The sequence below is a fragment of the Aeromonas sp. s9 genome, from assembly GCF_040907765.1.
Classification (GTDB): domain Bacteria; phylum Pseudomonadota; class Gammaproteobacteria; order Enterobacterales; family Aeromonadaceae; genus Aeromonas; species Aeromonas caviae.
Genome location: NZ_JBFOCK010000011.1, coordinates 1 through 12,448 on the forward strand (window position 1 = coordinate 1; position 12,448 = coordinate 12,448).

8 protein-coding genes and 2 pseudogenes are annotated in these 12,448 nt (G+C 61.6%); 9 read left to right on the forward strand and 1 reads right to left on the reverse strand.

From position 1 onward, the window contains the following. Positions 1 to 146: 146 nt before the first annotated feature. Positions 147 to 700 (reverse strand): annotated as a pseudogene (locus AB5Y54_RS01140) (hypothetical protein); the annotation flags it as partial. 1 nt (position 701) lies between these two features. Here AB5Y54_RS01140 and AB5Y54_RS01145 point away from each other — a divergent pair. From AB5Y54_RS01145 to AB5Y54_RS01185, 9 genes and pseudogenes are all read left to right on the forward strand, one after another. After that, positions 702 to 983 (forward strand): annotated as a pseudogene (locus AB5Y54_RS01145) (tyrosine-type recombinase/integrase); the annotation flags it as partial. Positions 984 to 1,381: 398 nt separating this feature from the next. Beyond that, on the forward strand, positions 1,382 to 2,365 hold the full coding sequence (pheS, locus tag AB5Y54_RS01150) for a phenylalanine--tRNA ligase subunit alpha (protein ID WP_041211447.1): 984 nt from the start codon (positions 1,382 to 1,384) through the stop codon (positions 2,363 to 2,365). Positions 2,366 to 2,377: 12 nt separating this feature from the next. Further along, entirely contained in the window at positions 2,378 to 4,765 is a 2,388-nt protein-coding gene (gene pheT / locus AB5Y54_RS01155; RefSeq protein ID WP_041211446.1) for a phenylalanine--tRNA ligase subunit beta, read from the forward strand. Positions 4,766 to 4,768: 3 nt separating this feature from the next. Continuing rightward, entirely contained in the window at positions 4,769 to 5,065 is a 297-nt protein-coding gene (gene ihfA, locus AB5Y54_RS01160; protein WP_005300715.1) for an integration host factor subunit alpha, read from the forward strand. 54 nt (positions 5,066 to 5,119) lie between these two features. Continuing rightward, complete coding sequence (locus AB5Y54_RS01165; protein WP_323900637.1) at positions 5,120 to 9,043, forward strand: transporter substrate-binding domain-containing protein; 3,924 nt, start codon at positions 5,120 to 5,122, stop codon at positions 9,041 to 9,043. Position 9,044: 1 nt separating this feature from the next. Continuing rightward, the gene (locus AB5Y54_RS01170) at positions 9,045 to 10,295 is read left to right on the forward strand and encodes a response regulator (protein ID WP_039040767.1); all 1,251 of its coding nucleotides are present in this window, start codon (positions 9,045 to 9,047) and stop codon (positions 10,293 to 10,295) included. Further along, complete coding sequence (locus AB5Y54_RS01175) at positions 10,296 to 10,910, forward strand: GNAT family N-acetyltransferase (protein WP_043155486.1); 615 nt, start codon at positions 10,296 to 10,298, stop codon at positions 10,908 to 10,910. 72 nt (positions 10,911 to 10,982) lie between these two features. Further along, positions 10,983 to 11,756 carry a Sir2 family NAD+-dependent deacetylase gene (gene cobB / locus AB5Y54_RS01180; protein ID WP_041211443.1) on the forward strand — a complete coding sequence of 258 codons (774 nt, stop codon included), beginning with the start codon at positions 10,983 to 10,985 and terminating at the stop codon, positions 11,754 to 11,756. Between the two features lie 106 nt (positions 11,757 to 11,862). Then, positions 11,863 to 12,321, forward strand: coding sequence for a hypothetical protein (locus tag AB5Y54_RS01185; protein WP_080989932.1), 459 nt, complete (start codon positions 11,863 to 11,865; stop codon positions 12,319 to 12,321). Positions 12,322 to 12,448 lie beyond the last annotated feature (127 nt).

The following is a 12,448-nucleotide window of genomic DNA, read 5'->3' on the forward strand; positions in this document are numbered from 1 at the left end:
AGGCATTTACGGGAGAAAAAATCGGCTCAAACATGAAGAAATGAAATGACTGAGTCAGCCGAGAAGAATTTCCCCGCTTATTCGCACCTTCCCTAGGTGGTGGTACTCTTTGTGGCGGACGCTCTGCTTACTTTTCATGTTTCGATTTATGCGTCCTGTTTACGCATCCATTCCTGCGTATCCAGCCCTTCCAATATCCGCCACATCTCAGACAGATAGGGCTCCGGCAGCATATCGATCCAGCAGTGCGCCCCGGCGTAACCTTGTGCCTGGTAGACCTTGCCGCACAGCTCAACCAGCATCGGCCAGTCCGGATCGTCTTCCGGTACCGCATACTCATCCGGCTGGTGCAGTTCGGTTGGTGGTTGGTCATCTGCTATCCAATCTGGTTCGCTTGGGAGCGACCTGCACGACTGCTGCTGTCCGTTCTCCAGCCAGAGGGTGAAACCGTCTGATCTGACGCAGGCCCCCGCAATCGGTCAATGGAGAAGGGCGATAAACCCCATTGTTCCCTCATGATCTGCTCTGTGAAGGCATCAGGATCCGGTAGCGTACAGTTATTGTCAGAGCTCCAAGGTGCCGGGCTGTCGCCTGTCTTAACCCCAACCCCCCAAGCCGAACCCTCGGCGGCCTTAGTGGCCTCAAATGTGCCGGCAGGCACCACTTCCCACCCGGTCAAACGGGTGCGTACACCCAGGCGGGGGGTGAACAGGGGCCCGCTGTTTCGTGACCTCGACTATCTGCTGGTGCGTGACGTGCTCAAGACCGTGGCGCCGGATCTGCCAGCAGGGCAGGCGGTGCATGTCTTCAGGCACACTTTTGCATCACACTTCATGATGTCCGGAGGCAACATCCTTGCTCTGCAAAAAATTTTGGGCCACCACAATATCCAGCAGACGATGACCTATGCCCACTTCGCACCGGACTATCTGAGCGATGCGGTGCGCTTCAACCCGCTGGAGAATCCGCTCCCAGCCGCATGATGAAGTGTCCACAAATTTCCCCAAACAGGGTCGCCACGGGGCTTTTGATGCACCCTCTTGTCATTCGTAACTAATTGATATTTAACTAGGTTTTTGTTTTCATTAGACATGGAAAGGGGGCTCAGGCCTCCTTTTTTGTTGCTCATTTTTGAGCGTTGGCAGGTAGCATGCCACGTTCATGAATGCTTTATCCTTCCATATGCCAACAAACTAGAACAAACGACGCTTGTCTTAATCCTGTTGCATCTGGCTTGTGGCTTTATCCATATAACAAAATGATTTGCAGGGAGAAAAGCCCGTCATAACTATGGTCAGCCAAGGGGCTTTTTTTGTATTATTCCCCTCTTGACCTTATTTAGCCTAAAGGCTCCTGTTCCGGGAGTGGTGACGAGGAAGACATGCAACAGCTTGAAGAAGTAGTCGGCCAGGCCAAGGCCGAAATTGAGGGCGTGAGCGACATCGCCGCCCTCGACGAAATCCGGGTCAAATATCTGGGTAAAAAGGGCTTTTTTACCGAGCAGATGAAGGGACTGGGTGCCCTGTCCGCTGAAGAGCGTCCCGCAGCGGGCGCCGTGATCAACCAGGCCAAACAGCAGGTTCAGGATGCCCTAAACGCGCGTCGTGAAGCCCTCGAAGTCGCCGTGCTGAACCAGAAGCTGGCCGCCGAGACCATCGACGTCAGCCTGCCGGGCCGCCGCATCGAGAATGGCGGTCTGCACCCGGTGACCCGCACCATCGAGCGCATCGAGCGCCTGTTTGGCGAGATGGGCTTCAAGGTTGCCCGTGGTCCCGAGATTGAAGATGGCTTCCACAACTTCGATGCGCTGAATATCCCGGCTCACCACCCGGCGCGTACCGATCACGACACCTTCTACTTCGATCCTGATCTGATGCTGCGTACCCACACCTCCGGTGTGCAGATCCGCACTATGGAACATCAGCAGCCGCCGATCCGCATCATCGCGCCGGGCCGCGTCTATCGTAACGACTACGACATGACCCACACCCCGATGTTCCACCAGGTCGAAGGCCTGCTGGTTGACGAGCATGCCAGCTTCACCGAGTTGAAAGGCATCCTGCACGACTTCCTGCGCAACTACTTCGAGGAAGACTTGACGATTCGCTTCCGTCCTTCCTATTTCCCGTTCACCGAGCCGAGCGCCGAAGTGGACGTGATGGGCAAAAACGGCAAGTGGCTGGAAGTGCTGGGCTGCGGCATGGTGCACCCGAACGTGCTGCGTTCGGTCGGCATCGATCCGGAAAAATACTCCGGCTTTGCCTTCGGCATGGGCGTTGAGCGCCTGACCATGCTGCGTTACGGGGTCAATGACCTGCGTGCCTTCTTCGAAAACGACCTGCGCTTCCTCAAGCAGTTCAAGTAAGGGCGAGAGAACATGAAATTCAGTAAATCCTGGGTGATGGAGTGGGTCCGCACCGAGTTGAGTGACAATGCACTGGCCGAGCAGATCACCATGGCCGGTCTGGAAGTGGACGCCGTGGAAGCGGTAGCCGGCCAGTTCAACAATGTGGTGGTGGGTGAAGTGGTCGAGTGCGCCCAGCACCCGGACGCCGACAAGCTGCGGGTGACCAAGGTCAATGTGGGCGAGGCCGAGCTGCTGGACATCGTCTGCGGTGCGCCGAACTGCCGCGCCGGCCTCAAAGTGTGCGTGGCCAAGGTCGGGGCGACCCTGCCGGGTGATTTCACCATCAAGAAAGCCAAGCTGCGCGGCCAGCCGTCCCACGGCATGCTCTGTTCCTTCAGCGAGCTGGGCATCGACGTCGAAGCCGATGGCATCATCGAGCTGCCGCTGGATGCCCCCATCGGGACCGATATCCGTGAATACCTCGCGCTCAACGACGTCAGCATCGATGTGGATCTGACCCCGAACCGTGCCGACTGCCTCGGCATCGCGGGTCTTGCCCGTGAAATCGGCGTGCTCAACAGCGTGGACGTGGTCGAGCCGACCTGGGCGCCGGCTGTTGCCACTATCGATGCAACCTTCCCGATCCGGGTTGAAGCGTCGGCAGATTGCCCCCGTTATCTCGGCCGTGTCATCAAGGGGCTGAACCTGCACGCCCAGAGCCCGCTCTGGATGCAGGAGAAGCTGCGCCGTGGCGGTATTCGTTCCATCGACGCCATCGTTGACATCACCAACTACCTGCTGCTGGAATACGGCCAGCCGATGCACGCCTTCGACCTGGCGACGCTTGAAGGGGAACTGGTGGTGCGTCGCGCCAAGGCCGACGAGCCCATGACCCTGCTCGATGGCAACGAGGTGAAGCTCAAAGAGACCACGCTCGTGATTGCCGATGCCAAAGGCCCTGCCTGCATGGCCGGCATCTTCGGCGGCGATCGCACCGGTGTCTCCGAGACCACCACCGACATCCTGCTGGAGTGCGCCTTCTTCGCGCCGCTCTCCATCACCGGCCGTGCCCGTGCCTACGGTCTGCATACCGATTCTTCCCACCGCTTCGAGCGCGGGGTGGATCCCGAGCTGCAGGCCAAGGTGATGGATCGTGCCACCCGTCTGCTGCTGGACATCTGCGGCGGTGAAGCGGGTCCGGTCATCGAAGTCAAATCCGATGCCCATTTGCCCAAGGCTGCCCCCATCAAGCTGCGCCGCACCAAGCTCGACAAGGTGATCGGCATCAGCGTGGCGGATGCGCAGGTGGTCGAAATTCTGACTCGTCTGGGCATGCAGGTAACCGTGGATACTGACGGCTGGACCGCGCTGGCTCCCTCCTGGCGTTTCGACATCGCCATCGAGGAAGACCTCATCGAGGAAGTGGCCCGCATCTACGGCTACAACAACATCCCGAACCTGAAACCCGCCGCCTCTCTGGCGATGGTGGAGCAGGCTGAAGGGCAGGTGACCCTGAAGCGGGTACGCGACCTGCTGGTTGATCGCGGTTTCCAGGAAGCGATCACCTACAGCTTCGTCGATCCCAAGACCCAGCAAACCCTGTTCCCGCAGAGCGATGCCATCGTGCTGCCGAACCCGATCTCGGTCGAGATGTCCGCCATGCGCGTCTCTCTGTTCCCGGGTCTGGTGCAGGCGGTGGTCTACAACCAGAACCGTCAGCAGCCACGCGTGCGCCTGTTTGAGCAGGGCCTGCGTTTCATCAAGGACGAGAATGCCGAGAACGGCATCCGTCAGGAACCCATGCTGGCCGGCATCATCACCGGCAACCAGGGGGACGAGCACTGGGATGTCAAGGCCCGTCCCGTCGACTTCTTCGATCTGAAGGGTGACCTGGAAGCGGTACTGGATCTGACTGCCGAAGGGGCTACCTTCACCTTCGAGCGCACCGAGCACAGTGCCCTGCATCCGGGCCAGAGCGCAGCCATTCTGCGTAATGGCGTCGTGATCGGCCACATCGGCGTGATCCATCCGAGCCTCGAGAAGAAGCTGGGGCTCAAGAGCCGCGCTGTCATGTTCGAGCTGGAGCTGGACAAACTGACGCCGGCCAAGGTGCCGGTTGCTGCCGAAGTATCCAAGTTCCCGGCCAACCGTCGCGACATCGCCGTGGTGGTTGACAGACAGATCCTGGCAGGCGACGTTCTGGCAGTAATTAAAAAAGTTGGCGGAAATCAGTTAGTTGGAATAAACTTGTTCGACGTATACCAGGGCGCTGGTATGGCAGAGGACAAGAAGAGCCTGGCCATCAGCCTGGTGTTGCAAGACACCCAGCGCACCCTGGAGGAGAAAGAGATCGCCGAGACCGTGGACAATGTCGTGCGGGCCCTCGGTGAAGAGTTGAATGCATCCTTGAGGGATTGATCTATGGCGCTTACCAAAGCCGACATTGCAGAGCACCTGTTCACCCAGCTCGGGATGAGCAAGCGTGAAGCCAAAGATATGGTGGAAGCCTTCTTTGAGGAGATCAGACAGGCGCTCGAGCGTGGCGAACAGGTCAAGATTTCCGGCTTCGGTAACTTCGATCTTCGCGAGAAGAACCAGCGTCCCGGACGCAACCCCAAGACGGGGGAGGATATTCCCATCAGCGCCCGTCGCGTGGTGACCTTCCGGCCCGGCCAGAAGCTCAAGGCCAGGGTAGAAAATGTTGAACCCAACGAGTGACAAAAAGCCAGGCAATCGCCTGGCTTTTCCATTCCGATGATAAAAATCCTTCTGTTGTCCGGCGCGCTGCTGGCCTTGCCACTGCGTGCCGCCATACTCCCGCTGTCACCGGGTGCCCAGGCTTATGCCGATTCGCTCACCGGACTGACCTTCTGTTACCCGGCCCTGCAACGTCCTCCCTATCTGGAGGCGGAGGGGGGCCTGCTTATCGATCGCATGACGCGGTTGGCAGAGCTGTTGCCGGTACCGGTGCATGTCGAGAAGCGGCCGAGCTGGGCAGCCATGACGCAGGATCTGCTGAACGGGCGCTGCGATCTCATTCCTCACGTCGGGCCTGCCCGGTCGAACTCGAGCGATACCGTCTTGAGCCGGGCCATGATGGAGGCGGAGTCCGCCATCCTCTATCGGGGTGAGCTCGATCAGGCGCAGTTTCTGGTGTCACCTATCTGGCAGGCCCAGGAGATCCTGAAGCGTCTCTATCCTGGTTCATCCCAGCAACAGCTGACCGATGCCGAGAACTGGTATGGTGCCCTGGTGGCCGGCAAGGGCAGCGCCTATCTCGGCGATTATCTGCAACTGCGCTACCTGATGCGGGAATTCCCGGATGAAGGGCTGCGCCTTCGCCGTCTTCGCAGCGATGATCTGGTCATCAGTTACCGGCTGATGATGCGCAACCAGCCCGAGTTGCTGGAGCTGGTGGATACGGCCATCCGCTATTTGCCGCCGGGCAGTCTCTACCGGGATCTGGGCAAGTATCTGCCTCAGGGTGAGCAGGATGTGAATCCTCTGCATTTTACCGACAAGGAGCAGGCCTGGCTGGTCGGCAAGGCCCACACCATCAAGATGGTGGCGGATCCCGGCTTCATGCCATACAGCGGTGTCAACCAGCAGGGAGAGCTCATTGGCTGGAGTGCGGATGTCTTGCGGGAAGTGAGTCGGCAGACAGGGCTGCGCTTCGAGCTGGTACCCGCCGCCAGCCGGGAGGAGGCGTTGGCATTGCTGCGCAGTGGCGATGCCGCCATGATGGTCGGGCTGATGGAGTCCGCCGCCCTGAACAAGGAGTTCGACTTCACCCGGATGGTGGCGACCAGCCGCTATGCTCTGGTCAGTCGCAGCAAGAGGGGACCTGCCTCCCTCGCGGACGTCAGTGGCAAGGTGGTGGTCCCGAGAATGCTCTATGATCCCGGCCTGCTTGCCCGGTTCGGCCAGCATGAGTGGGAGGTGACCGACAACCTGCTGCAGGGATTGGCGGCGGTGCGGCATGGGGATGCCCAGGCCATGCTGGCGGAGTTGTACCAGCTCCAATATCCCATTCGAAACAACCAGTTGAGCGAGCTGACCATCACCGAATTGCCGGAGCGTTTCGGCCTCGGTTTTGCCATCCGGCCGGAACAGACCAGCCTGGCAGGGGTGCTGGATCAGAGCCTGATGACCCTCAATGATCAGCAGGTGGACGAGCTGGTGCAACGCTGGCGTCGCCTGGTGGTCAACCAGCAGGAAGGGGTCAGCTACGGTTTCTGGCTTGGCTCCGTGTTGCTGGCACTGCTGATCAGCATGGCGGTGATCTGGTCAGTCTGGCGTTCCCGCCAGCAACTGGCCCAGGAGGCCCGCGAGCGTCACAAGGTAGAGCAGGCGCTGGCGCTGGAAAGCAAGTTCAGGGAGTCTCTCTTCCAGGCGCTCCCCGTGCCCGTGTTCTTGCGCAATGACAATGGGGAGGTGATCAAGCGCAACAAGCGGGCCAAGCGCATGGAGGCGCGCTACGCCGCCGATCTGGTGCTGCCCGCGCCACAGTTGCAGGGCGCCGAAGGGGAGCTGGCGCTGCACGAGCAGGTCTACTCCTATGCCCAGCTCCCCTTGCGACTGGGCCCCCAGGCACCGGCAGGGGATCTTATCGCCCTCTCCGACATCAGCGCCCTGCGCGAGCGTACCCGCCTGCTGCGTCAGGCAGAGCGGCGCCTGCGCGCCCTCACCAATACGGTGCCCGGTGTGGTGCTGCAATTCACCCTGCTGGGGGGAGCCATCACCCGGGTGGAGTTTGTGAGCCGGGGCAGTCACGAACTGCTGGGGCTGGCGAGCCAGCAGATCCGGGTCAATCCCAACGAGACCCTGACTCGCATCTCCCACCAGGACAGGCGCGAGATGCGAGCCCCCATGCTGGCCATGCTGCAAGCCGGGCGACCTTTCTCCCATCTGCTGCGCTATCAGCACCCCGCCAAGGGAACTCGCTGGCTGCAATTTTCCGGCAGGGGGCGCCGTCAGGGGGAGGGGTGGCGGATCTACGGGGTGGTGCAGGATGTGACGGCCAGGGTGGAGCAGGAGCACTCCCTGCAGCTTTCCCACGAGCAGGCCCAGCAGGCCGTGCTTGCCAAGGGACGCTTCCTGGCCGCCGTGAGCCACGAGATCCGCACCCCCATGAACGCCATGCTCGGCTTGCTGGAGTGGCTCGAGCAGACCGGACTCAATGCAGAGCAGGCCTCGGCTCTGGCCCATGTCAGACAGGCGGGCAATGAACTGCTCGGACTGCTCAACGATGTGCTCGACTTCAGCCGCAACGAGACGCGTCAGTTGCGCCTCTCCGTACAGCCCACGGATCTGGTGGAGCTGTGCGAGCACGTGGCGGCGGTGCACTGGTCCAAGGCGCGATCCCGCCATCTGCAACTGCGCCTGGCGCTCGACCCGGCGCTGCCCGCCTTGATGGAACTCGATCCCCACCGGGTGCAACAGGTGCTGCACAACCTGCTCTCCAACGCCATCAAGTTCAGCGAGCGGGGAGAGGTGGTGCTCTGGGCCCGGCGACAAGGGGAGTGGATTGTGTGCGGGGTAGACGACGAGGGGCCCGGGATCAGTGCCGAGCTGTTGCCCCGGTTGTTCCTGCCCTTCGAACAAGGGGAGGAGCCTGGCCAGCCCAGAGCCCAGGGAACCGGGCTTGGGCTAGCCATCTGCCGCCAGTTGATGGAGCAGATGGGGGGCGAGATCCGGGTCGAGCCTCTGGCTCGCGGGGGTAGCCGTTTCCTCTGCTCGTTGCCCCTCAGGCATGCGCAGGAGAAGGCGCCCTGGCAACCGCGCGTCAAGACGGTCTCCCTGCAACTGTTGCCCGAGGAGCTCGAATATATGCGGGCCTGGCTCGCAGAGTTTGGCGTGGCCGAGGATCCGGCGGCACCTTGCCTTGGGGCCATGCAGGACGATGGGGGCTTGCGCGCCTGGTACTGGCAGGGGGAACCCTGGATCCCGGGCTCCGTGGTCAGCCTGCTGCAGCCTAGACTCGTCCGTGGCGCCGAGGAGATCACGGACCTGCCGGGGGCAGGCAGGCGGGTGCTGCTGGTGGAAGATTACGAGGTGAACAGAATGCTGATCAGCATGCAGCTGGGTCAGCTGGGGGCCCGGGTATTGAGCGCGGCCAATGGCCGTCTGGCACTGGAGATCCTGCAATCGGAGTCGGTGGATCTGGTGCTGACGGATCTGCAGATGCCGGTGATGGACGGCGCCGAGCTCTGCAGGCAATTGCACGCCGATGAACGCTGGCAGCATCTACCCGTCTACGTGATCACCGCGGATCTTAGCGAGCCGGCGGCGCAGCGACTGGCGGAATGCGGCTGTCAGGGCCATCTGGACAAACCCGTCTTGCTCAGGGATCTGGCTGTATTGCTTCGTACCGTCTTTGGCCCCCATGAAGGGGGGAAGGCACCGCAGCCAACGGCAGCCCTTTCCCTGCCCGTCTCCCTCAGCCCGGCCCTCATTGACATCTATCTGGCATCGGTTCACCAGGATCTGGCCGACATTGAGCGGTGTGTCACACAAGGGGACGAGAAGGCCCTCAATACGGCTTTACACAAGATGAAGGGGGCCGCCAAAATGGTGGGGGCTACCCCCCTGGTAGAGGTGATCGACCGTTGGCAGGAGGCCCCCGGACATCCCCTTGCAGCCGCCTTGAGGCAGAGCGTGGAAGAGGTCTGCCGACAACTGGGCGAGAGAGCATGACATGATCATCACAGATGAAGAGTTGATGGCCTTGCTGGAGTCTGATGACAGCCAGGAGCCAACGTTTTACCCGGTCAGCGTCTATGCCCTGGACGCTGTCTCCCATCAGGCGGTCAAGGGGGCGGGCCTGCCGGCCTATGCCAATCTGCACCGCACCCGACCCGATGCCGGCTGGCAATGGGAAGGGCTGTTTGCCGCCGGGGCCATCGCCCTGTTTGATCCTGCCTCTCATCAGGGGGCCGACTATCTGCCTCATCTGTTGGCTCCCGGGGCGGGGATCTATCGCCTCAGCGATCCCTGGCTCGAGGGGTTGCAGGCACGGGAGCAGGGGTGGCGTGCCTGGCTCGCCCAGTGCCAGATCCTGCTGCTCGAAGATCACCCCTTCCAGGGAGCCTGTATTCAGCAGGAGATCCAGGGACTGGGGTTGCCCTGCCACTGGGTTCAGGATGGCGAAGGGTGCCTCAAGGCGCTGGAAGAGGGGGGCGTGAGATTGCTTATCTGTGATCTCAGCCTGGCGGAGCAGGATGCCATCAGCCTGCTGATGAGCCATCCCCAGTATCGCCACAGCGGTCTGCCCATCATCCTGCTCTCCGCTCATGATCAGACCCTGATAGACGGCGCCCGGCGTCTCCTGCACGATGCGGGTTTCAACGTGCTGGCCGCCCTGGCCAAGCCGCTGCAAAGCGACGATCTGCTGCGTCTGCTCAAGATGCTCTATCTTGGCCCCCAGCGTCAGCGCAGGCTGGGCGGGCTCAAGCGCACCGTGCGTAGCTGGCAGGGAGAGGCGAGAGGACAGCTTGGGCTGCTGGCAGATGCGGCCTCCTGCACGCTGCCGATCTGGCTGAGCCTGAGCGGTCTTTCCCCTCACTGGGAGCCGCTCAAGCTCTGGCTCGAGCAGCATGGACGAGAAGCAAGCGAACTCACCCTGGTCATCCACCGACGGGATCACCTGCTGAGCCAGGCGGACCGTTTCGCCCTGGTGCTGCAGGCGAGCCTCGCGGGGGCCAGACTCGCACTGCTGCTCGATCATGCCCAGCACCTGCCGTTTGATCTCATCGAGCGTCTGCCGTTGCAATCCTTGCTGCTCGGGCAACACCTGCTGCCCGAACTGGAGGCGATGGCTGCCGACTCCTTGCTGGCCCGCTTCATCCAGCGCTCCCGGGAGCTTGGCATCGCGCTCTACCTCGACGACCCCTTCAACCTGCAGGATGCCGCCCAGTGGCAGGATCGCGGCGTGGCAGGGCGCTGGTAAATGGCTCGCTATCTTTGCTGGCCGCTCGATGAGCCGCGCTTGTGGCAGGGAATGTCGGGTTGGACGGCTCCCGCCTCACGGGCCGCCCTGCCGATGACGATGGTGGTGGGGGGGTTGACTTGCCGCTTGCAGGAGCTGGCGGGCAGCGACCCGAAGCGAATAAGCGCGGCTTATGACGCCCTGAGCGAGCAGAGCGTCTATTTGCGCTTCATGCGGGCCAAGCAGCCTGCGACGGCCGAGCAGCTCGCCTTCTTTCTCGACTACCCCAGAGAACCCCAGATAGGATTGCTGCTGACCGACGAGCAGGGGGCGCCGCTTGCCATGGCCCAGTCCGTTCGCCGGCGCCTGCACCCGGACAGGGCCGAGTTCTCCTGCATCGTCGCGGATCATTTTCAGCATCGCGGCGCCGGGCGTCGCATCCTGCTGGCGCTTGCGCGGCTGGCATACGGGGAGGGGATCCGGGAGTGGACGGCGGAAGTGCTCGGCCAGAATCGCCCCATGCTGGCTCTGCTCAAGGGGCTCGGGTTGCCACTTACCCTGGTGACAGGACAGGAGATGGTCTTTGCCAGGCTGGATCTCGCGCCCATGGCGAGCTTTGTGTTCCCATCGGCCTAAGACCAAGGGCGAATGGGCCGCCTCTTGCTCCTGTGCTAAGGTCAGCCTGTTACCCGTTGGAGGAGAACAACCATGGTGCAGTCAGCCAAACATATCGTGATCCTCACCGGTGCCGGCATCTCGGCCGAATCCGGTATCAAGACCTTCCGGGCCTGTGATGGCCTGTGGGAAGAGCACATGGTGGAGGACGTGGCCACCCCTGAAGGCTATGCGCGGGATCCCGAACTGGTACAACGTTTCTACAATGCACGGCGCCATCAGTTGCAGCGCGCCGAGATCCACCCCAATCCGGCCCACTATGCATTGGCCCGTCTGGAGCGCCTGCTGCCGGGGCGCGTCACCTTGGTCACCCAGAACATCGACAACCTGCACGAGAGTGCCGGCAGCAAGAACCTCATCCACATGCACGGCGAGTTGCTCAAGGCCCGCTGCCCGGGCTCTGGTCAGGTGATCGAGTGGCGCGGGGATCTCCATCAGGAAGAGCTGTGTTCCTGCTGCCAGTTTCCCCACCCGCTGCGCCCCCATGTGGTCTGGTTCGGGGAGATGCCCCTCGGACTTGACCGCATCTACTCGGCCCTGGCTCAGTGCGATCTCTTCATCTCCATCGGGACCTCCGGGGCGGTCTACCCTGCCGCCGGATTCGTCCATGAGGCCGGCCTGAACGGTGCCCATACGGTGGAGCTCAATCTGGAGCCGAGCGAAGTGGGCAGCCAGTTTGATGAAAAACGTTATGGTCCGGCTTCCTTGCTGGTGCCCGCTTTTGTGGATGAACTCCTGCAAAGTTGCGGAGTGCATCAGCCTCTCTCCGTCGAGGGCCATAACTGGATGGAGATGCGGGGCCCCTAATTATTGATTTTTCACACAGTTGCATTGACCCACTGAAATCGCCACACTGGCTCCTAACTTCAAGATGCAGTTGGCACAACATGTCATGAACTTTCCAACGCGCGGGATGGCCTCGCTCCTGCTGGTGCTTTTCTCGTTCGGTACCCAGGCTTCCTCCTCTTCGCTATTGCAACTGATCCTGCCGGACAAGCGGGAAATCACCCTGGATGAGGCGGCGTTGGCAGCCTTGCCACAAGTAGAGTTCGAGACGGCGACGCCCTGGACCCTCGGCACTCACCGCTATCGTGGACCGACCCTGAAGAGCGTGCTGGCGCAGCAGCAGGTGGATAGTGCCAGCGCCATCGATGTTGCCGCACTCAATGGCTACCAGCAGCGGGTCGATCTCTCCCTGTTTGCCAAGGTGCCGCTGACCCTGGTGCGTTACCAGGATGACAAACCGCTCACCCGTCGCAATAAAGGGCCGCTCTGGCTGCTGGTCCCCCTCTCGGCCCATCCCGACATGGATGTGTCCGCCATCCACAACAACATGGTCTGGCAGGTGATCCGCATCGAGGTTGTCCCGTGACGCGACGACAGCGAGATAACCTGCTGCTTGCAGCCATCTTAAATGCGAAAGGGGACTCCCTCCGACGTAGGTGGGAGGGGAATTTCGCCGGGGCGTCAGCCCCGCTGGTTTTGAATGTATTGCTTGA